The 22637-nt window shown below is 63.9% G+C and carries 17 protein-coding genes, 1 tRNA gene and 1 riboswitch; of the genes, 8 read left to right on the plus strand and 10 right to left on the minus strand.

Annotated elements, in window-relative coordinates:
• Window positions 1–26: 26 nt before the first annotated feature.
• From lptC to FB598_RS12760, 3 genes are read right to left on the minus strand one after another with little or no spacing between them, the layout of a single operon-like run.
• Window positions 27–635 (minus strand): LPS export ABC transporter periplasmic protein LptC, encoded by a 609-nt coding sequence (gene lptC / locus FB598_RS12750; RefSeq protein WP_141914313.1) that lies wholly within the window; start codon window positions 633–635, stop codon window positions 27–29.
• On the minus strand, window positions 632–1186 hold the full coding sequence (locus FB598_RS12755) for an HAD family hydrolase (RefSeq protein ID WP_141914312.1): 555 nt from the start codon (window positions 1184–1186) through the stop codon (window positions 632–634). Before FB598_RS12755 ends, lptC begins: the two co-directional genes overlap by 4 nt.
• The gene (locus FB598_RS12760; RefSeq protein WP_141914310.1) at window positions 1183–2211 is read right to left on the minus strand and encodes an SIS domain-containing protein; all 1029 of its coding nucleotides are present in this window, start codon (window positions 2209–2211) and stop codon (window positions 1183–1185) included. The genes FB598_RS12755 and FB598_RS12760 overlap by 4 nt, the downstream gene beginning before the upstream one ends.
• Window positions 2212–2599: 388 nt before the next feature.
• Between FB598_RS12760 and FB598_RS12765 the strand changes: the two genes are divergently transcribed.
• The 3 genes from FB598_RS12765 to FB598_RS12775 all read left to right on the plus strand — a co-directional run bounded on the left by FB598_RS12765 (window position 2600) and on the right by FB598_RS12775 (window position 7454).
• A complete protein-coding gene (locus FB598_RS12765; RefSeq protein WP_141914309.1) occupies window positions 2600–4591 on the plus strand; it encodes a cation:proton antiporter in 1992 nt (663 codons plus the stop codon).
• A gap of 25 nt (window positions 4592–4616) precedes the next feature.
• Window positions 4617–5531 (plus strand): AEC family transporter, encoded by a 915-nt coding sequence (locus FB598_RS12770; RefSeq protein ID WP_141914307.1) that lies wholly within the window; start codon window positions 4617–4619, stop codon window positions 5529–5531.
• Window positions 5532–5705: 174 nt separating this feature from the next.
• A complete protein-coding gene (locus FB598_RS12775; protein ID WP_141914305.1) occupies window positions 5706–7454 on the plus strand; it encodes a methyl-accepting chemotaxis protein in 1749 nt (582 codons plus the stop codon).
• Window positions 7455–7762: 308 nt separating this feature from the next.
• Here the strand turns inward: FB598_RS12775 and FB598_RS12780 are convergent, their stop codons facing one another.
• From FB598_RS12780 to FB598_RS12795, 4 genes are all read right to left on the minus strand, one after another.
• Window positions 7763–8530, minus strand: coding sequence for a phytanoyl-CoA dioxygenase family protein (locus FB598_RS12780; protein ID WP_141914303.1), 768 nt, complete (start codon window positions 8528–8530; stop codon window positions 7763–7765).
• Window positions 8531–8703: 173 nt separating this feature from the next.
• On the minus strand, window positions 8704–11559 hold the full coding sequence (uvrA, locus tag FB598_RS12785; protein ID WP_141914301.1) for an excinuclease ABC subunit UvrA: 2856 nt from the start codon (window positions 11557–11559) through the stop codon (window positions 8704–8706).
• A gap of 220 nt (window positions 11560–11779) precedes the next feature.
• A complete protein-coding gene (locus FB598_RS12790) occupies window positions 11780–13546 on the minus strand; it encodes a glycosyltransferase family 39 protein (RefSeq protein ID WP_255463994.1) in 1767 nt (588 codons plus the stop codon).
• A 51-nt stretch (window positions 13547–13597) separates the two neighbouring features.
• A complete protein-coding gene (locus FB598_RS12795) occupies window positions 13598–14101 on the minus strand; it encodes a hypothetical protein (protein ID WP_141914300.1) in 504 nt (167 codons plus the stop codon).
• Here FB598_RS12795 and FB598_RS12800 point away from each other — a divergent pair.
• The 4 genes from FB598_RS12800 to FB598_RS12815 all read left to right on the plus strand — a co-directional run bounded on the left by FB598_RS12800 (window position 14058) and on the right by FB598_RS12815 (window position 18486).
• Window positions 14058–15254 (plus strand): MFS transporter, encoded by a 1197-nt coding sequence (locus tag FB598_RS12800; RefSeq protein ID WP_141914298.1) that lies wholly within the window; start codon window positions 14058–14060, stop codon window positions 15252–15254. The genes FB598_RS12795 and FB598_RS12800 overlap by 44 nt on opposite strands.
• Before the next feature lie 26 nt (window positions 15255–15280).
• The gene (gene ssb / locus FB598_RS12805; protein WP_141914296.1) at window positions 15281–15781 is read left to right on the plus strand and encodes a single-stranded DNA-binding protein; all 501 of its coding nucleotides are present in this window, start codon (window positions 15281–15283) and stop codon (window positions 15779–15781) included.
• Window positions 15782–16032: 251 nt separating this feature from the next.
• Complete coding sequence (locus tag FB598_RS12810; protein WP_141914294.1) at window positions 16033–16923, plus strand: universal stress protein; 891 nt, start codon at window positions 16033–16035, stop codon at window positions 16921–16923.
• Window positions 16924–17031: 108 nt separating this feature from the next.
• Window positions 17032–18486: a GntP family permease gene (locus FB598_RS12815; RefSeq protein ID WP_141914293.1), complete on the plus strand. Its 1455-nt coding sequence runs from the start codon at window positions 17032–17034 to the stop codon at window positions 18484–18486.
• 47 nt (window positions 18487–18533) lie between these two features.
• On the opposite strand, the gene FB598_RS12820 is transcribed toward FB598_RS12815, so the two are convergent.
• The 3 genes from FB598_RS12820 to FB598_RS12830 all read right to left on the minus strand — a co-directional run bounded on the left by FB598_RS12820 (window position 18534) and on the right by FB598_RS12830 (window position 21514).
• Window positions 18534–19478 carry a Na/Pi cotransporter family protein gene (locus FB598_RS12820; protein ID WP_141914292.1) on the minus strand — a complete coding sequence of 315 codons (945 nt, stop codon included), beginning with the start codon at window positions 19476–19478 and terminating at the stop codon, window positions 18534–18536.
• Window positions 19479–19760: 282 nt separating this feature from the next.
• A tRNA-Arg gene (locus FB598_RS12825) sits at window positions 19761–19837 on the minus strand.
• A gap of 57 nt (window positions 19838–19894) precedes the next feature.
• Window positions 19895–21514 (minus strand): glucan biosynthesis protein, encoded by a 1620-nt coding sequence (locus FB598_RS12830; RefSeq protein WP_141914290.1) that lies wholly within the window; start codon window positions 21512–21514, stop codon window positions 19895–19897.
• Between the two features lie 257 nt (window positions 21515–21771).
• Window positions 21772–21978, plus strand: a riboswitch (yybP-ykoY riboswitch).
• 11 nt (window positions 21979–21989) lie between these two features.
• On the opposite strand from FB598_RS12830, the gene FB598_RS12835 reads away from it, so the two are divergent.
• Entirely contained in the window at window positions 21990–22565 is a 576-nt protein-coding gene (locus FB598_RS12835; RefSeq protein WP_141914288.1) for a TMEM165/GDT1 family protein, read from the plus strand.
• The last annotated feature ends 72 nt before the right edge of the window (window positions 22566–22637 follow it).

The raw sequence follows: 22637 nt of genomic DNA on the forward strand, positions 1-22637 counted from the left end.
AAGTTCCTGTCAGGTTGAGTCTTGGCTCAGCGTTTCTTTTGTGTCGGTTCGTAGTAGCCGCGCACGTTGCCCAGCAGTTGCACTTCCTGCGTGGCATTGTTGGCAATCATCCCCACGCCGTTCAATCTGGTGGTGCCCATCGTCATTGCAACCGGTTTGTCGGTCTTGACGATTTCATCGTCCGGCAGCAGCAACAGGTATTCGGAGACCAGGTGCATCGGGGCGCCGCCGTTGGTGCCGCCGCGCGTGGCGTTGGCGTTGCCGTACATGTGGATTTTGGTCTGCTCGTCGGTCACGCGCGCGGTGTCGGAATACAGCTCCATCGGCGGTTTTGCCTTGTCCAGGCTGTGTACCACCGGCTTGGTGATCTCGAAGGAATCGTCCGTCGGGAAGTGGACCATTTTGGCGCCCGATATGTCGTAGCGCGGCAGTCCGGTCGGGCCCAGTTTCACGTAGTTGAAGTTTTCCAGGTAGTAGTCGGGTTTGCCGGTCGGGCGGACATAAGGCTGCTGGTCGCCGCTGTTGCGCAACGTCTGCAGCACCCAGAAGCTGCCCAGCGCGAGCGCGACCAGCACCACCAGGAGCACGCCCAGGCGGATGCGTTGCGCCGCGCGTTCGCCGCTGTGGTTGCTCATGCCAGGTACGGCGCCAGCGCCGCCTCGTAGTTCCCTTGTGCGGCCAGCACCAGGTCGCACACTTCGCGCACGGCGCCGTTGCCGCCGATGGCGGCCGTCACGTAGTCGCAGCGCGATTTGACTTCACGGTGCCCGTTGGCCACGCAAGCCTTGAAGCCGACCTTGGTCAGCACCGGCAGGTCGATGATGTCGTCGCCCAGATAGCCGCAATCGGCGGCCTGCAGGCCGGTGTGCTGCAATAGCTCCCCGAATGCCAGCCGCTTGTCATGGACGCCCTGGAAGACGTGGGCGATGCCCAGGTCGTTGGCCCGGCGCAGCACGAAAGGCGACTGGCGCGCGGTGATGATCGCGGCGGCCACGCCGAACTGCTGCATCATCTTGATGCCGTGGCCGTCCAGCGCATTGAAGCGTTTCACCGATTCGCCGTCTTCGCCGTAGAACAGCCCGCCGTCGGTCAGCACGCCGTCGACGTCGAAGATCATCAGCCGCGTGGCGGCGGCCTTGGCGAGGATGGCGGGCGCAAAGGTGCTGGCGAAGGCTGACGTCATCAGATCACCTTGGCGCGGGTCAGGTCATGGATGTGCAGCGCGCCGGTCAGCACGCCTTGCGCATCGGTCACCAGCAGTTGGTTGATGCGGAATTCTTCCATCAATTGCACGGCGTCCACCGCCAGCTGGTCCTGGTTGACGGTGCGCGGATTGGCGTGCATGACGTCGGCGATGGCGAACTGGCTGAAATCCTGTCCGCGTTCCAGCAGGCGGCGCAAGTCGCCGTCGGTGAACACGCCGATCGGGCGGAAACGTTCGTCGACCACGGCGGTCATGGCCATGCCCTTGCGCGTGATTTCCATCAATGCCGCAGATAGCGAGACATCCGGCCGCACGGCGGGGATGGCGTCGCCGCTGCGCATGACGTCGCGCACATGGGTCAGCAGGCGGCGGCCCAGGGCGCCGCCCGGATGGGAGCGCGCGAAATCCTCTTCCATGAAGCCGCGCGCATCCAGCAGCGACACCGCCAGGGCGTCGCCCATGGCCAGCGTGGCGGTGGTGCTGGCCGTCGGCGCCAGGTTCAGGGTACAGGCTTCCTGGTCGACGCCTACGTTGAGGTGGACGGCGGCCAGCTCGGCCAGGCTGGATGCATCGTTGCCGGTCATGGCGATGATCACCGCTCCCATGCGCTTGACGATGGGCACGATGGCCAGCAGCTCGGCGGTTTCACCCGAGTTCGAGATGGCGATGAAGACGTCGTTGGGGGTGACCATGCCGAGGTCGCCGTGGGCGGCTTCGGCCGGATGCATGAAGAGCGCCGGGGTGCCGGTGGAGGCCAGCGTGGCAGCGATCTTGCGGCCGATATGGCCGGACTTGCCGATGCCGGACACGACCGCGCGGCCCTGGCAACCGAGCAAGAGATGCACGGCGCGGGCGAGCGGTTCGGAACTGTCGTCGGACAGGCGGTTTTTCAGCGCCAGGATGGCATCGGCTTCGATCTGAAAGGTCTGGCGCGCCAGTGCGATGGCGCGCCGCGCGTCCTCGGTCGAAAAAGATGCGGGCGTGGATTTATCATCGGTTACACTCATAACCGAAGTATAAACGAATTAGCAAAGCAAAAAACTTGCCAGATGTAAGGAGGAGATGCAATGACGGCCAGCGGGCCTTCATTGCGGTTGCGTTGCAGCATGTGCGCAACACCCCGAGAACCAGGCTGGCAAGCGCCAATATGCCAGATTTGCTGCGTCGGCAGAACGGTCGGCAGCGCCGGGAATTTCCATGATGACATGCCTGCCATTGCTGTTGCCGGGGATCGTTTTCACACATGCCCGCACCGAATTGGTGGGACTCGTATTGTGCGCTGCGTTACGCGGATGCGCATGGCGGCGCGGGAGGCTCCGTCCGGGCATGTTTCTCGCTTGGCCGGTTCGCATAGTTCAGCTCATATAAAAGATCTAACAAGCAAATCATCCACACATGTTTTCCGGACTGGAACTGACCTTATTCCTGCTCGCCGCGGCTGTGCTCGGGGTGGTGGCTTTCCGCATGATGCATCTGCCGCCGATGCTGGGATACCTGGTGGTCGGCATCGTGATCGGGCCGCATGGCCTGGGCTTTGCCGAAGACAATGAAACCACCCACGCGCTGGCCGAGTTCGGGGTGGTGTTCCTGATGTTTTCCATCGGGCTGGAGTTCTCGCTCAACAAGCTCTCGGCGATGCGCCACATCGTGTTCGGCCTGGGCGTGGCGCAGGTGGCCGCCACCATCGCCGTGACCATGGTGTTCGGCTGGGCGGTCGCCTATTTCCTGCCGCAGCTTACTTCCATCAGCTGGCAGGCCGCGTTCGCCCTGGGCGGCGCGCTCACCATGTCGTCCACCGCCATCGTCTCCAAGCTGCTCACCGAAAGGCTGGAGCTGGAGACCGAACACGGCCGCCGCATCCTCGGCGTGCTGCTGTTCCAGGATCTGGCGCTGGTGCCGCTCCTGATCGTGGTGCCGGCGCTGGCCAAGGATTCCGGCAACCTGGTGGTGACGCTGGGCTGGGCGGTGGCCAAGGCGATGGTGGTGCTGGCCCTGCTGCTGTTCTTCGGCCACAAGCTCATGCGCAGCTGGTTCAAGGTAGTGGTCAAGCGCCGTTCGCAGGAGCTGTTCATGCTCAACCTCTTGCTGATCACGCTGGGGGCGGCCTGGATTACCGAGAAAGCGGGGCTGTCGCTGGCGCTGGGCGCGTTCATCGCCGGCATGCTCATTTCCGAGACCGAGTTCAAGCACCAGGTGGAGGAAGATATCAAGTCCTTCCGCGACGTGCTGCTGGGCCTGTTCTTCATCACCATCGGCATGCTGCTCAATGTGCATACGCTGATCGAGCACTGGTTCCTGGTGCTGCTCTTGCTGATCGGGCCGGTGCTGTTGAAATTCGGCCTGATCGCGGCGCTGGCGCGCCTGTTCGGTTCCAGCACCGGCGTTGCCTTGCGCACCGGGCTGGCGCTGGCGCAGGCGGGCGAATTCGGCTTCGTGCTGCTGAACCAGGCCGGCGGCCTGAAGCTGATCGATCCCTTGCTGATCCAGGTGATCCTGGCCTCGATGGTGCTGTCCATGCTGGCCGCGCCGTTCATCCTGGCCAAGTCCGACGCCATCGTGATGAAGTTGTCGGCCAACGAATGGATGCTGCAATCGCTGGCGCTGACGCAGTTGGCCACGCGCACCATGAATGCGCAGAAGCACGTGATCATTGCCGGCTTCGGCCGCAGCGGACAAAGCCTGGCGCGCCTGCTGGAGGAGGAGGGCATCACCTACCACGCGCTGGAGATGGACCCGGAACTGGTGCAGGACGCCCGCAGCGGCGGCGCCAATGTCTCCTACGGCGACGCCGCCCGGCGCGAGAGCCTGGTGGCGGCCGGCATCCACCGCGCCGCGGCGCTGGTGGTGACCTACGCCAGCACGCCGTCGGCCCTGAAGGTGCTGCACCATGCGGCCGAACTGGCGCCGGAGCTGCCGGTGATCGTGCGCAGCTACGACGATGCCGACCTCGACAAGCTGCTCGCCGCCGGCGCCACCGAGGTCGTGCCGGAGTCGCTCGAAGGCAGCCTGATGCTGGCTTCGCATGCGCTGGTGATGCTGGGCATACCGCTGCGCCGGGTGGTGCACCGGGTGCAGGATGCGCGCGATGAGCGCTATGCCTCGCTGCGCGGTTATTTCCATGGCGCCGCCGATATCGATGACGGCAGCGAAGGGCTCAATGTGCGCCTGCAGTCGGTGACGCTGATCGACGGCGCGCGCGCCATCGGCAAGACCCTGGCCGAGATCGACCTGCCCGGCCAGTGCGGCGCCGAAGTCACCATGCTCAGGCGCGGCAAGCAGCGCGTCGAGGCGGCCCAGGACACGATCCTGCTGGGCGGCGACATCGTGGTGCTGCGCGGCAGCTCGGAAAACATCCTGCGGGCCGAAAAGCGCCTGCTCAGCAAATAACTCCCCCATCAGCCCCCATCCCCGCATGGCACTCATCGAACGCATCTGCAGCATCATCCTTCCGGTCTTCGTCATCATCGGCATGGGCTATGGCTACGCCCGCTGGCGCGGCGAAGTGGTGCGCATGGACATGGCGTCGGTCAATCGCGTCTCGATGGAGGCATTGGCGCCGCTGATGATCTTCAGCGCGCTCTCCTCCAAGTCGTTCGACCTTTACCACAACGGCTGGCTGATCCTGGCCAGCGTACTGATCTCGCTTGGTTCCGGGTTGCTGGCATGGCCGGTGGCGCGGGCGCTGGGCTATGACAAGCGCACTTTCCTGCCGCCCATGATGTACAACAACGGCGGCAACATGGGGCTGCCGCTGCTGCTGCTGGCGTTCGGCCAGGATGCCTTGCCGGCGGCGGTGGCGTTGTTTACCGCCTCTACCTTCGTTTATTTCTCGCTGTGCGTGAAGATGATCCAGTCCGGCCGCGAGCAGCGTCCGGGTTCGCTGCTGCGGCTGGTGTCGAGCCCGATCATGCTGGCGATGATCCTGGGCGTCTTGTTCGCGGTCTTGCACATCAGCCTGCCGGCACCGCTGTTTTCGGCCATGAAACTGCTGGGCGAGGCCAGCATCCCCATCATGCTGTTTTCGCTGGGCGTGCGCATGATGGACATCAGCTTCAAGAGCTGGCATATCGGCCTGGTGGGCGCCGTGGTGTGTCCGGTGGCGGGGCTGGTTTGCGCGCTGGCGCTGGATCAACTGCTGCCGCTGACGGCGGTGCAGCGCGGCGAGATGTACCTGTTCGCCGCCTTGCCGCCGGCGGTGCTGTGTTTCATGGTCGCCGAGCAATATCGGCAGGAACCGGACAAGGTCGCCTCCATTGTGCTGCTGGGGAATCTGGCGGCGATCGTGTTCGTTCCCTTCGGGCTTTGGCTGGGCTTGCCCGAGCACTGAATTCCTTCCCGGAAATGAAAGCTGCCGCCAGGCAATGCCTGGTACGGGAAATGCTTGGCCTTAGCTGCGGTATTCCGCGATATCGCCGGCTTTGCGCCGCGGTATAAATCGGGGAGCGGTCGCAACATCATCGTGTTGCTGCGGCGCCAATAGCCATGATGCAAGGGGATGTATATGTTCAGCAAATTGACGATCAAGGCGCGCCTGATCTTCGTAATCGGTTTTCTCGCAGTCCTGCTGGCCGCCTCGGGCGTGCTCGGGTTGGCCAGCCTCCATTCGACCAATGCGCAGATGCGCTCCCTCTATGAAGACCGGCTGGTCGCGCTGTCGCAGCTGGGAGAGATCGCGGCGGCCCTGGACACCGGACGTTACGGCATTTCCACCGCCATCGTTGGCGACTCCGGCGACATCGACAAAGGCATGGACAAGCTGGAGAAGACCGTCAAGGACAGCGATAAGATCCTGCAGGAATACCTCGGCACCTACCTTACCCCCGAAGAAAAAATGCTGGTCGACAAGCTTGTCCCGCAGCGCCAGAAGTTCATCGCCGAAGGCGTCAAGCCGGCCGCCGAGGCGTTGCGCAACCGCGACTTCCAGGGCGCCAGCGACCTGTACAACGGCGTGATGCTGCAGCTCTTCAATGAGGCGCATGCCAGCATGACCCAACTGATGAACCTGCAGCGCCGTGTCGGCGGTGAGCTGTACGAGAATGCGCAACGCCGCTACCAGACGCTGGTTGGCGTGATGCTCGCCGCCATCGGGATCGGCCTGGCGGTGGCCGTGTTCATGGGTTTCATCCTGGTGCGCGCCATCTCGCGCCCGCTGGAGCAGGCGGTGAAGGTGGCCCAGGGCGTGGCCGCCGGCGACCTGACGCAAGACATCGAAGTGCGCAGCCGCGACGAAACCGGCCAACTGATGCAGGCGTTGAAGGAGATGAACGGCAACCTGCTGCGCATCGTCGGCGAAGTGCGCACCGGCACCGACACCATCAACACGGCCGCGGCCGAGATTGCCAGCGGCAACCTCGACTTGTCCTCGCGCACCGAGCAGCAGGCCGGCTCGCTGGAGGAGACCGCCTCGGCCATGGAAGAGCTGACCTCCACCGTCAAGCAAAACGCCGACAATGCCCGCCAGGCCAACCAACTGGCCGCCTCGGCTTCGGATGTGGCCTCGCGCGGCGGCGACGTGGTGCGCCAGGTGGTCGACACCATGAGTTCGATCAACGACTCTTCGCGCAAGATCGTCGACATCATCAGCGTGATCGACGGCATCGCCTTCCAGACCAATATCCTGGCGCTCAATGCGGCGGTGGAGGCCGCGCGCGCCGGCGAGCAGGGCCGCGGCTTCGCGGTGGTGGCATCGGAAGTGCGCTCGCTGGCCCAGCGCTCGGCGTCGGCCGCCAAGGAAATCAAGGCGCTGATCGACGATTCGGTCAGCAAGGTCGGCAACGGCAGCACGCTGGTGGCGCAGGCCGGCGCCACCATGGACGAGGTGGTGGCCAGCGTGCGGCGCGTGACCGACGTGATGGGCGAGATCACCGCGGCCAGCCAGGAGCAGAGCTCGGGCATCGAGGAGATCAACCGCGCCGTCACGCAGATGGACGAGACCACGCAGCAGAACGCCGCGCTGGTCGAGGAGGCGGCCGCTGCCGCGCAGTCGCTGCAAGAGCAGGCGTCGCGCCTGTCGACTGCGGTCAGCGTGTTCCGCCTGCACGGCATGCAGGCCGCGCCTGCGGTATCCGTGGCACCGGTGGTGGCATCAGCAGCTTCCGCCGCGCCTGCGGCCAAGCCGCTTGCAGCGCTCAAGGCAACTGCCCCCAAGGCGGCCGCCGCACCCAGGAGACCGTCCCCCAAATTGACGGCGCCGGCTTCGACTTCGCCCAAATCGGCAGCAGGGGCGGGTGATGATTGGGAACAGTTCTGACGCCGTTTCGGCGCCAATGAAAAAGCGCAACCTGGGCTGTAATGCCGTTCAGTTAAGACTAATTCTGAAACACTCATCACAGCCCTCCGTTCGGGCTGAGTAGGCCCGCCAGGGCCGTATCGAAGCCAGCGTGTCAGCGTATCATTGTTAGCGGTCTTGCCTGCCCTTCGATACGCTGCTGCGCAGCTACTCAGGGCGAACGGAGTCTGGACTCCGTAATTACAAAAAAAATGCCGTTCAGTACTTAACTGAACGGCATTTCAGCCTGGGCTGCGCTTTTTTCTTTCCGGCGTTCGCGGCCGAAGGGGTCAGGCATCCAGCGGGATATCTTCCGCCGCCGCCGAGCGCGTGCCCGGCACCGGCGGATTGCTGCGGCCATGATAGGCGAACACCACCGAGCATTTGACCTGTTCGCTGTCGTTGCGGCCGGCGGCGTGGAACAGGCCGCTGTGGAACAGCACCACGTCGCCTGGATCCAGGCTGAGGGCGATGCCCTGGGCGAACAGGGCCTGGTTGGCGGGGACTTCGGGGCGCAGGAAGTCGAGCGCATCCATCTGCTCCGGCCGCAGTTGCAGCAGGTGCGAGCCTGGGATGAATTTGAGTGCGCCGTTGTGCGGCGTCTCCGCGCCCAGCGCCAGCCATACCGAGATCAGCTCATTGCGCGGGAACGACCAGTAGCGGATATCGCGGTGCCAGCCGGTGGCGGTGCCGAAGGCCGGATGTTTGGTCATCACGCAGTTGTGGTGCGCCAGCGTGACGCAGGCCGGCTCGCCGAACAGCTGCTGCAGTATGGCGACCAGATGCGGATCGGATGCCCACTGGCGGTACACCGGATCGCGCTGCCAGGCCGCGCGCAGGCGCCGGGCGGTGCGGCCGCCTTCGGCCTCCAGCGAGGTCGGGGCGCCTTCGTAGCCGACTTCGGCTTCGTATTCGAGCGGCGCCACGGCGCGCCTGAGGTGGTCCTGCGTCACGGCCAGCATCTGTTCGCGCTGGGCGGCGGGGACCAGCCCCTTCAACAACAGATAGCCTTCCTTGCGGAAAGACTCGACCTGGGCGGGGGACAGCGGGTTTTGCATGGCGATTTTTCTCGATTCCAGCGGCAAGATATACACAGTCTGCCGATATTGTGCGCCTGACGGCGGCCGGATGCATGACGATCAGAACCCGCTCAGGTTCCAACGCATCGGGCCGGCGCGCAAGATACAGTTGCTGCTTTTATCTGTATCGTTTGCGCGCCCTCAAGCCGGCGTCACTTTTTCTTCTTGAGCAAGGGGGCGAGATACTTGCCGGTAACGCTGGCCGGGTTCCTGGCCACGTCTTCCGGGGTGCCGGCGGCCACGATCTTGCCGCCGCCGGCGCCGCCCTCGGGGCCGAGGTCGATGACCCAGTCGGCGGTCTTGATCACGTCCAGGTTGTGCTCGATGATGGTCACCGTATTGCCCTGGTCGCGCAGGCGGTGGATTACCTTGAGCAGCAGGTCGATATCGTGGAAGTGCAGGCCGGTGGTCGGCTCGTCCAGGATATACAGCGTGCGGCCGGTATCGCGCTTGGACAGCTCCAGCGACAGCTTGACGCGCTGCGCCTCGCCGCCGGAAAGCGTGGTCGCGCTCTGGCCCAGCTTGATGTAGCCCAGGCCGACGTCGAGCAAGGTCTGCAGCTTGCGCGCGATCAGCGGCACCGGCTTGAAGAACTCGTGCGCATCTTCCACCGTCAGGTCGAGGATCTCGGTGATGTTCTTGCCCTTGTACTGCACTTCCAGCGTTTCGCGGTTGTAGCGCTTGCCGTGGCAGACGTCGCACGGCACGTACACGTCCGGCAGGAAGTGCATCTCGACCTTGATCACGCCGTCGCCCTGGCAGGCCTCGCAGCGGCCGCCCTTGACGTTGAACGAGAAACGGCCGGCGCTGTAGCCGCGTTCCTTGGCCATCGGCACGGTGGAAAACAGGTCGCGGATCGGCGTGAACAGGCCGGTATAGGTGGCCGGGTTGGAGCGCGGCGTGCGCCCGATCGGCGCCTGGTCGACCGCGATCACCTTGTCGAAATGCTCCAGTCCGCCGATCGCCTCGTGGGCGGCCGGCTCGGTTTGCGAGCCGTACAGGTGACGCGCCGCCGACAGGTAGAGGGTGTCGTTGACCAGCGTCGACTTGCCCGAGCCGGATACGCCGGTCACGCAGGTCAGCAGGCCCACCGGCAGTTCCAGGTCGACGTTCTTGAGGTTGTTGCCGGTGGCGCCGGTAATGATCAGCTGGCGCTCGGGATCGGCCGGAGTGCGTTTCTTGGGTACGGCGATTTCCAGCGAACCGTTGAGGTACTTGGCGGTCAGCGACTTCTTGTTCTTCAGGATATCTTCCAGCGTGCCCTGGGCGATCACGTCGCCGCCATGCACGCCGGCGCCGATGCCCATGTCGACCACGAAATCGGCGGTGCGGATGGCGTCTTCGTCATGCTCCACCACCAGCACCGTGTTGCCGATGTCGCGCAGGTGCTTCAGGGTGGCGATCAGGCGGTCGTTGTCGCGCTGGTGCAGGCCGATGGACGGTTCGTCCAGCACGTACATCACGCCGGTCAGGCCGGAGCCGATCTGCGATGCCAGCCGGATGCGCTGCGCTTCGCCGCCGGAGAGCGTGTCGGCGCTGCGTTCCAGCGACAGGTAATCGAGGCCGACGTTGTTGAGGAATTTCAGGCGCGAGATGATTTCCTTGATGATGCGGTCGGCGATTTCTTTCTTGGCGCCGGTCAGCTTCAAGGTCTCGAAGAAGTGCAGCGTGTCGCGCAGCGGGGTTGCGGCGACTTCATAGATGGCGCGCTGTTGCTTGCCTGCGCCGACCTTCACATAGCGCGCTTCCACGCGCAGGCGGGCGCCGTGGCAGGACGGGCATTGCTTCTCGTTGATGAACTTGGCCAGCTCTTCCTTGACCGCCATCGAATCGGTTTCGCGGTAGCGGCGCTGCAGGTTGTTGACCACGCCTTCGAAGGGGTGCTCCTTGACCACGGTACGGCCGCGCTCGTTGACGTAGGCGAACGGGATGGTTTGGCGGCCGGAGCCGAACAGTACCGCCTGCTGTGCCTTGTCGTCCAATTGCTCGAAGGGCACGTCGAGGTCGAAGTTGTAGTAGGCGGCGATGCTGGTGAGCATCTGGAAATAGAACTGGTTGCGGCGATCCCAGCCCTTGATGGCGCCGGAGGCCAGCGAAAGGTTGGGGAAGGCGACGATGCGCTTGGGATCGAAGAACTCGATATGGCCCAGGCCGTCGCATTCGGGGCAGGCGCCCATCGGGTTGTTGAACGAGAACAGGCGCGGCTCCAGCTCCTGCAGCGAATAGCCGCAGATCGGGCAGGCGAACTTGTTGGAGTACAGGTGCTCGCGGCCGCTATCCATTTCCAGTGCGATGGCGCGGCCCTCGGCCAGGCGCAGCGCGGTCTCGAAACTTTCGGCCAGGCGCTGCTTGATGTCGGCCTTGACCTTGACGCGGTCAATGACGACGTCGATGGTGTGCTTCTCGGTCTTTTTCAGCTTGGGCAGTTCGTCGACCTCGTAGACCTTGGCCGCGCCGGTGCCGCTCTGGATGCGGAAGCGGATGAAGCCCTGGGCCTGCATTTCCTCGAACAGGTCGGCGTGCTCGCCCTTGCGGTTGGCCACCACCGGCGCCATGATCATCAGCTTGGTGTCTTCCGGCAGCGCCAGCACGGCGTCCACCATTTGCGACACCGATTGCGCCTCCAGCGGATGTTCGGGATGGTCCGGGCAGTACGGCGTGCCCACGCGCGCATACAGCAGACGCAGGTAGTCGTGGATTTCGGTCACCGTCCCGACGGTGGAGCGCGGGTTGTGCGAGGTCGCCTTCTGCTCGATCGAGATCGCCGGCGACAGGCCTTCGATCATGTCGACATCGGGTTTTTCCATGAGCTGAAGGAACTGGCGCGCATAGGCCGACAGCGACTCGACGTAACGGCGCTGGCCTTCCGCATACAAGGTATCGAAAGCCAGCGACGACTTGCCCGAGCCGGACAGGCCGGTGATCACGATCAGCTTGTTGCGGGGGAGGTCTAGGTTGATATTCTTCAGATTGTGCGTGCGTGCGCCGCGAATGCGAATTTCTTCCATGGATGCCTTCAGCAAAGTTTTCCTGCCGCCGCGCGGACCAAGGCCAGGCGCGGGAGAATTAGGGGAGACAACATGTAACTATAACAGGACTGTCAATCGCCGGCAGGGCTGGCTGGCGGGGTGAAGCCGATGGGGGAAGCGAGTGGAAAAATGACAGTAGCGCAATGGGAAAAGCCGGCTTGGAACCGGCTTTTGTTGTATTGACATTCATTTCCGGTGTTTATTCCGGGGCTGTTTCGCTGCGGCGATAGACTTTCAGCAACTGGTCATCGTCGCCATCTCGGCGGCCTTCCCAGAACAGCGTCCAGTCGCCTTCAGGCAGCGGCGCCAGGCCTGGGGTTTGCAGAATCACCCAGTTGCATCCGGTCTTGTTGATGCCATCGATCGGCTGGTGCAGGATGCCGGTGTAGTAATACAGCATGGGCGCTTCGGATTCGCCGAGGTTTTCGCTGGCCATGCAGTCGCTGGCGGTCCAGGCAGGGCCAATCTTCTTGTTCAGGTCGCCGTATACATATTCGTAGCTCTTGCCGTAATCGCCCCATGGCAGCAGCAGGGTATAGGCCACGCCCCACATCAGCGTGATGCCGGCGAACCAGCTGAAGGCGCCGCGCCATTTACCTGCCTGCTTCATTTTGTTGAGCCCCCATAGCCAGCCGAGCGTCATGGCGATGGCCGCTGCCACCGCCAGCGGCTGGAACGGCGTGATGAAGCCCAGCGGCAGCCATCTGCCGAAGTAGGTAATCCAATGGTGATATTCAGTCGACAACGTGGAGATCACGTAAGTGGCCCAGACCACGCTGGCGACAAAGCCGAAAAAGATGCGGGAAAACCAATCCCATGCGAAATGAAACCAGTCCGGCAGGCGCGGTATTGCGGCGGTGCCGAGCATGATCAGGGGGAGCAGCACCGGCAGCAGGTAGAGCTGGCGGGCGGTGGCGGAACTTTGCAGCACGGCGATGCTGATGGCGGCGAACGACAGCGGCAGCGCCACGCGCGGAGATAAGGTATTACGCCACCCGCCAACGGCCAGGGCCAGCAGTGCGAGTACCGAACCCGGCAGGGCGAAGCCGGTCAGCGCCCGCAGGATGACGGCCTGGTCATTATCGGAACCCAGCCTGGCGACCGAAAAGCCGAAGAAGCGCCCGACGTTGTTGTCCCAGAACCATTCCATGAACAGCGGCACCGAATGTTGCGCCAGCAGCGCCGGCCATACTACGAAGAAAGGCAGCGACACCAGCACGGCAATGCCGACCATCTTCCAGTACGAGCGGGAGCGGCATTCTCGCACCAGCACTCCCATGCACATGGCGGTCGCCGCGAAGGTCAGCGGCACAAACAGCCCCTTGGTCATTTCGGTGATGCCCACGCCCAGGCCGAACCATACCGCAGCCGCGAGGCGTGGCGCCTTGTTCTGTTCGTTCAGGGCGATGGCCAGCAGGCCGTAGGTGGCGATGGCGCCGCCGCATACCAGGGCGACGTCGGTGAACATGTCGTGGGCATGCTTGATCATGCCCGGCGAACCGGCGAACAACGCCAGCGTGCCAAGCACCGGCAGGCTGAACAGCGTGCGTTTGTCCCAGAGCATCATCGCAATCCTGGCGACGAATGCCAGGGTGACGATGTTGTAGAGCACACTGGCCAGGCGCGCGCCATCGTGGTAGTCCAGCAGCGGATAAAAGGCCTTGGCCAGCAGCAGCGCCGTCCAGTAATACAGCGGCGGCTTTTCCATGAACGGTTCGCCGGCGTTGGTGGGGACGAGGTAATCGCCCGAAACCAGCATGTGGTGGATGATGCCGAAGGTATAGGTCTCATCCTGTTTCCACGGGCCATGGCCGAAGATTCCCGGCAGCAGCCAGGCGCAGGCGATGAGGGCCAGCAACAGCCAGGCGACGCGGGGCGACGATGCGCCTTGGTCATGGCCGGCTGCAAAACGGGTGGGATGCGATGGGTCAGACTTGGCGTCAGGGGCCGGAGAGAAGAAAAACATGCTGATATGAGCGAGCCAGCGGATTGGTCGCGGGCAAGAAAAAAACAGAAATCAAAACCAAAGCGTGGAGATAGGCGCAGATGGGCAATGGCCACTGTCGTTATCCGCCCAGGCTTTCCCCCTGAACAACCGAACGATTGCTTCTTTTTCCTGGCGATGGCCATTGCTTTTTGGAAATGCGAGTCTTGATCGCATATCAGCGGCTTTTATATGAGTAATGCGGGAAAATGAGCAACCCCGCATTCTTGCATAAAGCTCATGAAGAATCCTGAATTCAGGCGCGCCAGGATGAATTTTCCGTGAAGAGAAAATGAAGTGTTGGATGAATGCCGCACATGGGCGAGCCCAGATCCAAAGAAATGCTATCGGTTCCCATTGGTTGGGGCATGCGCCGATGCTGTTACCATAACGTTTTCGTCTCATAGCAAGCGCGCAGCCGAAACGACGCGCAGCCGCCATTTTCGCCATGATCCAGTCCGCCACCTCATCCGCACAGCCCGAAAAATCCGGCATGTCGCGCGCGGAAGTGCGCGCCAGCGCATCGCTGGCGTCCATTTTCGCCCTGCGCATGCTGGGCTTGTTCCTGATCCTGCCGGTGTTCGCCGTCTATGCCCATGGCTTGCCCGGCGGCGACAATGCCGCCCTGGTCGGCCTGGCGATGGGGATCTATGGGCTGGCGCAGTCGTTCGGGCAAATCCCGTTCGGTATCGCCTCGGACAAATACGGACGCAAGCGCATCATCGTGATCGGTTTGCTGCTGTTCGCGCTGGGTTCCTTCATCGCGGCGGCGGCCGATAGCGTGGCCTGGGTGATCGCCGGCCGCGCGATCCAGGGCGCCGGCGCGATCTCGGCCGCCATTACCGCCTTTATCGCCGACTCCACGCGTGAAGAACACCGTACCAAGGCCATGGCCATGGTCGGCGCCTCGATCGGGCTGACCTTTGCCGTCTCGCTGGTGGCCTCGCCGGTGCTTTACCGGCTTATCGGCATGGGCGGAATCTTCGGGCTGACCGGGGTGCTGTCGCTGCTGGCCATTGCTGTGGTGCTATGGATAGTGCCGGATGCGCCCATGGTCAAGGCCAGGCGCGTGCCGTTCAGGGAGGTGTTGCGCCATGGCGAACTGATGCGCCTGAACTTTGGCGTGTTCACGCTGCACATGACCCAACTGGCCATGTTCGTGGTGTTGCCGGGGGCGCTGGTGCAGTATTCGGGCATCCCGGTCGACGAGCATTGGAAAATCTACCTGCCGGTGGTGCTGGCTTCCTTCGTGCTGATGCTGCCGCCGGTCTTCGTGGCCGAGAAGCATGGCCGCATGAAACTGGTTTTCGTCGCCTCCATCGCGCTGTTGCTACTGGTCCAGCTGGGTTTCTGGGCAGCGCTGTCGCATCCGGTGACGCACTGGTGGGTGCTGGTGGCGCTGTTGTTCCTGTTTTTTGTCGCGTTCAACATTCTGGAGGCTTCCCAGCCTTCGCTGGTATCGCGCATCGCGCCGCCGGCGGCCAAAGGCGCGGCGCTGGGCGTCTACAATACCTTGCAGGCGCTGGGACTGTTTTGCGGCGGCGCCCTGGGCGGCTGGCTCAAACAAAATGTAAGTACATCGGCAGTATTCCTGTTGTCGGCTGCGGCAACCCTGTCCTGGCTTATAATCGCGGCTAACATGAAAAACCTGCCGCGGCGCGGTGCGCATGCGGCAAGTGCAACTGCCTAACTGTAATTAGCAATCCAGGAGAAATAATGGCCTCGGTCAATAAAGTCATCATCGTCGGCAACCTCGGGCGCGATCCGGAAACTCGCTATATGCCGAACGGCGAAGCCGTCACCAATATCGCCGTCGCTACGACCGAAAGCTGGAAGGACAAGAACTCCGGCGAGAAGAAAGAGCTCACCGAATGGCACCGCATCACTTTCTACCGCAAGCTGGCGGAAATCGCCGGCCAGTACCTGAAGAAAGGGTCGCAGATCTACGTCGAAGGACGCCTGCAGACCCGCAAGTGGCAAGACAAGGAAGGCGTCGAGCGCTATACCACTGAAATCATCGCCGATACCATGCAGATGCTGGGCAGCCGCCAAGGCGGCGGTGGCGCCTCGATGGACGATGGCGGCGGCTATGGCGGCGGCAGTCCGGCGCCGCGCCAGAGCGCGGGAGCCGGCGGCGGCGCGAGTGCGCCGCGCCAGCAGCCGGCTTCGCGTCCGGCATCGAATTTCTCGGACATGGATGACGATATTCCGTTCTGACGCGGATCAAAACAAGGCCGTAAAACAGATCGGGCGGAGCTGCCATGTAGCTCCGCTTTTTTTATTTGCCCCGCGTTTTCCAGGCGGCCGGGGCAGCAATGCCGGTTCGTCGGCAGAACGGGCCTTCTTCCTTTGCATCGCCGCCAGTCTTTGCCCCGGAGCATCTCTGCTACAGTGAAGCCTGCGGCGATTCATCCCGATTCAACCTGGCCCGATGCGGACATGGGCCACGTATCACAGGAGTCCTAAACATGAATGAGTTGAAGCAATCATCCAGGGCGGGAGCGGCGGCAAGGCTGCTGCTGGCAACAGACCTGGGCCCCGGATGCGACCGCGCCATGGACCGCGCGGCGCAGTTGACGGGAGAGTGGGGCGGAGAGCTGACCGCGCTCATCGTCGGCAACCTGTTGTCCTCCCCCGAGCGCATCCTGGCGTGGGCCGAGGGCGCCGACGAGAAGGCGTTGACCGAGGCCGTCAGGCAGCAGCTCATGCGCGAACTGAAGGCCGCCGGCGTCGACGCCCAAGCCAGGGTGGTCAACCATGCCGACAAGGCGGCGGCGATCCGCGAAACCGCGCAAGCCGTCGGCGCCGATGTCATCGTGTGCGGCGCTTCCGGCCGGGGGCTGCTGGAACGCGTGCTGGGATCGACGGTGGAGCGCCTGGCCGGAACCGCGGCGCAGCCGCTGCTGCTGGTTCGCCGCCGTCCCGCCGGGCCTTACCGCAAGATTGCGGTGGCGACCGATTGCTCGGCATCCTCGCGCCAGGCGCTGCTGTCGGCGGCCGGCCTTTTCCCTCAGCGCGAGCTGGACCTCTGCCACGTGGTGACCCCGTTGATGTCGGGGCTGGCCGCTCCGCGGCATGGCGGCGACAGCGTCGACATGGCGCAGACCGAGCTGCCGGAATTCATTGCCGCCACACAGCTGCCCGCAGGCAGCCGCATCAAGCCCTCGGTGCAACGCGGTTCGGTGGAGACGGCGTTGACGAACTACGTCCGCAGGCATGACGTCGAGCTGGTGGTGCTGGGCTCGCACGGACGCAGCGGCCTGCTCGACTTGCTCATCGGCAGTACGGCGATGAAGCTGCTTGAATGGCTGCCTTGCGATGTGTTGCTGGTGCCGGATTCCCGCGCGCGCGGAACCTGACCGTATCCGCCCCTTGCCCTGCCGCGCCCAAGCCTTCCTGGATGAGCGCGGCGCGGATATCGGCCGGCGTTCGTCGTTCGACCCCAACGACCTTCTGGAGCATTGGTAATGGCACTATTGGCCATCGTGGCCGCCCTGGCATTGCTCATGTGGGCAGCCTACCGCGGCTGGAGCATCCTGGTCCTGGCGCAGTTGGCGGCACTGCTGGCGGTGCTGCTCTCCGGCCAGCCGCTGATGGCGAATTGGACCATCACTTTCATGGGCGGCGCGGCCTCCTTCATTTCCCATTACTTCCTGCTGTTCTTGCTGGGCGCGCTGTTTGGCAAGCTGATGGACGACAGCGGCTCGCTCAAGACCATCGCCGATTTCATGACGGCCAGGCTTGGCCCCGGACGTGCGGTGCTGGCGGTGGTCCTGGCCGGCGCGCTGGTGACCTATGGCGGGGTCAGCCTGTTCGTGGCCTTCTTCGTGCTGGCGCCGATGGCGCATGCGCTGTTCCGGGCCGGCAACGTGCCGCCGCACCTGATGCCGGCGGCGATCCTGCTCGGCACCTCGACGTTCACCATGACCGCCTTGCCCGGCACGCCGGCCATCCAGAACGCGATTCCCATGCCATTTTTCAAGACCACGCCATTTGCCGCGCCCGGACTGAGCCTGTTGGCCGCGGGCGTGATGCTGGTGTTCGGGCTGTGGTGGCTGGGCATGGCCGAGCGGCGTGCACGCCGGCGCGGGCTGGCGTATGCCGCCGATCGTAACGACCCCCACGACAGCGCCGTCGAGACCCCGCTGGTGCGGGAGCGGGCCACCGCCGCGCGCGAATTCGACCCGGCGGAACTGCACCGCGGCAGCCATGCCTGCCAGCCGCCGGGCATTGGCGCCGCAGTATTGCCGCTGTGTGTGGTCGTGGCGGGAAATTTGCTGATCAGCCTCGTGGTGCTGCCGCGCCTGGACGGGAGCTATCTGGCCGCGCCGCGCTGGGGCGGTACGACGCTGGCCGAAGCAGGCGGCGTATGGGCCGTGCTGATCGCACTGGCCGCCGCCATTTCCTGCCTGCTGCTATTGCATTGGCGGCGCATCGGTTCGGTGCGGGACAGTGTGGCCGCCGGCGCCAATGCTGCCGCGCTGCCGGTGTTGAGCGTGGCCAGCCTGGTCGGTTTCGGATCGGTGGTGGCGGCCTTGCCGGCGTTCGCCATGGTGCGCGACTGGGTGCTGGGAATCGATGGCGGGCCGCTGGTGTCGCTGGCGGTGGCGACCAATGTACTGGCGGCATTGACCGGTTCGGCTTCCGGCGGACTGACGATCGCGCTGGACGCTCTCTCGGGGGCCTACCTGAACCTTGCGCATGCGACCGGCCTGGATCCTGCGCTGTTGCATCGCATCTCGGTGATGTCGGCCGGCACGCTGGACAGCTTGCCGCACAACGGCGCCGTGGTGAGCCTGTTGGCGGTGTGCGGCGTCACGCACAAGGAAGGCTATCCCGACATGGTGATGGTGGGTATCGTCGGTCCCGTCCTGGCGCTGGTGGTCACGATCTTCCTCGGCAGCGTATGGGGCGCGTTCTGAACGCGCATGCGGCCGGCCTGCGGCGCGGCATCATCCGCCAACGATAGTCAGCCCGGGCGGGCGGCCGGATCGGGCAGTTTCAGCACCGACACCAGGATGCGATGGCTCCACGGCAGCACCAGCAGGAATACCGTGGAGAGCAGGATATTGAAGCTCAGGTGCGCCAGCGCCACCGCCATGGTCGGCTCGCTGAGCCGCAGCATCAACTGCGCAAACGGCCGCAGCCACGGGAAGAGGAGGACGATGCTGATGATGTTGAAGCTGAAGTTGGCCACGGCGGTGGCCTTGGCCGTCTGGTTCATGGACAGGCACGCAATCAGGGCGGTGGAGGTGGAACCCAGGTTGGAGCCGATGACGAAGAAGATGGCGGCATCCGGCTGCATCATTCCCTGCTGGACCAGGATCACCGCCAGGCCGATGGCAACGGTGCTCGACTGGATCGCTGCCGTAAACACTGTCCCGATCAGCAAGCCCGTCATCGGCGAACTCACATAGCTGACGACCTCGTTCCACCACGGCTGCTGCTGCAGCGGGCGCAGTTCGACCGAGATCAGGTCCAGCGTGAAGAAGATCAGGCCGAAATAGAAGCAGGTCTTGCCGAACAGCTTGGCCCGCGTGGGCAGGATGGAGAGCAGGGTGCCGAGGACGATGAAGTAGGGGCCGATGCCGGTCAGCTTGAACGACACCAGCCAGGCCGTGGTCGTGGTGCCGAGATTGGCGCCGAGCAGGATGCCCAGGCTGCTGCGAAAACTGAGCACGGCGGCGTCCACCAGGGAGGCCGTCAGCGAGATCACCGCTGCGCTCGACTGGATCAGCACGGTGGCGCTGGCGCCGATGAAGAACCCCACAAAGCGATTGGCCGTGACCCGCGCCAGCCAGGATTGCAGTTTCTCGCCGCCGACCGTGCGCAACTCCCGGCTGAAGCCTTCCAGCCCGTATAAAAAGAGAACGATGGCCGAGATGACTGCGACGATGATCTGTAATTGCGACATGGCTCGATGGCGTGAGGTAGTTGAGGGCTTGTTTTAATCAGGAGCCATGCAGGCGCCAGGACGGAAGCGGGCGCTGACTTCAGCGCATGGCCGCGGTGCCGAATTCCGGCATTGCGCATTCCAGCCGGGGAAGATATTTACATATTTCGGCCGGTGTCGCCATTCCGGTTGTTCCGGCCGGTTGATCATTGCGGCCCTGCTTGTGGCTCCAATTGTGACCCCGATGGCGGCTCCGATCAGGCAAAGAAAAAGGGCCCATCTGACGATGGACCCTTTTGCATTTGGTGCGGCTGGCAGGAATCGAACCCACGACCCCTTGGTTCGTAGCCAAGTACTCTATCCAGCTGAGCTACAGCCGCAAGAGGCGAGATTATAAAGGCAATTCAAAAGAATGGGCAACTTTTTTATCGCGCGCCTCATCCGTACACCGGGCTGGTCTTGAAAGGGTGGTACTGGAACAGCCAGGTTTCGGTGAGCGCTTGGCCTTTGTCGCGCAAGAACAGGCGCATGTCGACCGGTTCATCGCCGTCCACGGCCAGGTCGAACTGCGCGCGCCAGTGGCCGGCGACGCCATCGGGCACCGGTTCGGCAAAGACATAGGAGAAACTGCCGCGCGAGGCGCCGAGCACCACTTCCGGCCTGGCGCCGAAGGGCAGCTTTTCCAGCGGCGCGCCTTGGAACTCCACCATGAACTTGCGCACATTGGACGGACGCGGCTGGCCCGGCTGGCCGCCGTTGCCCAAGCGGGTGGCCACGCAGCGCGCCAGCGGCGAAGGAAAGGGCTCGTCCTTCTGCCAATACAGGCGATAGCGCAGGCGATAACTGCTGCCCGCGGTTGCCGCCGCCTTGGGCACCCACATGGCGACGATGTTGTCGTGGATCTCGTCGTCGGTCTTGATTTCGATCAGTTGCACCGCGCCGTCGCCCCAGTTGTCCAGCGGCTCCACCCACAGGCTGGGCCGGCGCTGGTACATGACGCCATCCTGGTAATGGTCGAAGTCGCGGTCGCGCTGGGACAGGCCGAAACCGCGCAGGCCGCTGTCGGCGAAGGACGAGGCCATGGTGCGCGGCGGGTTGTTGAGCGGGCGCCAGATGTGTTCGCCATTGCCGTTCCAGATGGCCAGCCCGTCCGAGTCATGCACTTCGGGGCGCCAGTCGACGCCGGCGCCTTTGACGGTTTCCGAGAACCAGTACATCGAGGTGGCAGGCGCCAGCCCCAGGCGGGCGACATCGCGCCGCAGGAACAGGGATTTGTCGATCTCCATGGTCACGCCTTGGGCGCGGCGCATGGTGAATTTGTAGGCCCCGGTGACGCTGGGGCCTTCCAGCAGCGCATAGGCCACCACGGTGTCGCTGCCCGGGGCGGAAGGCTCGAAGAAGAAATGGGTGAAGTCGGGGAATTCCTCTTTCCGGTCGGCCTCGGCGACGTCGATGGCGATGCCGCGCGCCGACAGTCCGTATTGATAGAGGTCGCCGATGGCGCGGAAATAGGAGGCGCCGAGGAAGGCCACCCAATCGTTCTTGCGCCAGTCCTTTTCCTGCTGGTCGGCCAGGCGGCTTTCCTGGAAGCGGAAGCCGGCGAAGCCGCTGCCTGCCGGCAATTGGTGGGCAGGGCTGTCGGCCGGCATGTCGAAGTAGTTGTCGTCGTACAGGATCTCGCGCGCCCGGGTGGGGGCGCTGCCGGAACCGTCCAGGACGTACATGTGCACCGGCGCCGGAAAGAATTTGCCGAGGTGGAAAAAGGTCAGCGGAAACTGGCCGGGGCCATTGGCGAACAGCGCGTAATCGGTATTGAATCTGATCTTGCCGTGCGCTTCATAGTCGATGCGGTCGAGTATGTCGCGCGGGACCTTGTTATGCGGGTTGTAGGGCGTCTTTGCCATGTCGCGCGCGCGGGCGATCAGCGCGTCGAAGGAGAACCGCTCGGCCGGTCCGGTCTTGATGCGTCCGGCGGCTATGGTTTCCGGCGCGATGCCCAGCGCGGCCAGTGCGGCGGCGGCGGTGGCGGAGGTCAGGAAGCGGCGTCGGGTCAGCATGGGCATGGATTTTACTGTTTGTTGTCCGGAAGTATGGCGGCGCAAGGCCGCGGTGCACGGCCAGGCTCAGCCATGCCATTAAAGAGTTGCCGTCCAAGGCGATGGTTCCGCCGCGGGTGGGGCAAGCCGGCAAGTTCAGGCATTGTCTGACGCGCCGCGTGGGAAAGGGGGATGGGGGGAAAGGGAAGGCGATGCCATCATTGCAACGCGAAAAAATCCGCCCGCGCATGGACGCGGCGCTTCAAAATCAGTAAAATGCGCCGGTCATTGGGGAGTAGTCGCCTTCCATCCTGAGGAGGGGCCCGCGTCAACATGCTTGATCCACAGATCATGGCGCTGGCGGTTCCTGAGAACGCATGCCCCTGGCGGGATGCGTTCTTCGCTTGACAAGACCTTTGACCACGTAGCCTCCGACAATGGCCGGGGAGCGCGCGTGGTCATGTGTGTTTGTCCGGCCATGGAGAGAGAAACCCAATTGGATGCATTCCTTGTTTCCACAGGCATCGTCGCACTCGCTGAAATCGGCGACAAAACCCAGCTGCTGGCCTTCATCCTGGCGGCCAAGTTCCGCAAGCCCCTTCCCATCATCTTCGGCGTTTTGGTCGCGACCATCGCCAACCATGCTTTTGCCGGCGCGCTGGGCGCGTGGATCACTTCGCTGCTGTCGCCCGAAACCCTGCGCTGGGTGCTGGGCGTTTCCTTCATCGCCATGGCGGTGTGGACGCTGATTCCCGACAAGTTCGATGAGAGCGAGGCCAAGTTCGGCCGCTTCGGCGTGTTCGGCACCACGTTGCTGACCTTCTTCCTGGCCGAGATGGGCGACAAGACCCAGGTCGCCACCGTGGCCCTGGCGGCGCAGTACCATGCCTTCGTGCCGGTGGTGGCCGGCACCACGCTGGGCATGATGATCGCCAACGTGCCGGCCGTGCTGTTGGGCGACCGCATCGCCGGCAGGATGCCGGTGCGCGTGGTGCATGCCATCGCCGCCGCGATATTCGCCATCCTTGGCGTGGCTACCTTGCTGGGCGCGGGCAAGTCGCTGGGATTCTGATCCCGCGCTCGCCGCAAAGACAAAGCCCGCCGCATGCGAATGCGGCGGGCTTTTTGATGCCGATTGCCGGCG

This window comes from Herbaspirillum sp. SJZ106 (genome assembly GCF_006715495.1).
Taxonomy (GTDB): Bacteria; Pseudomonadota; Gammaproteobacteria; order Burkholderiales; family Burkholderiaceae_D; genus Herbaspirillum.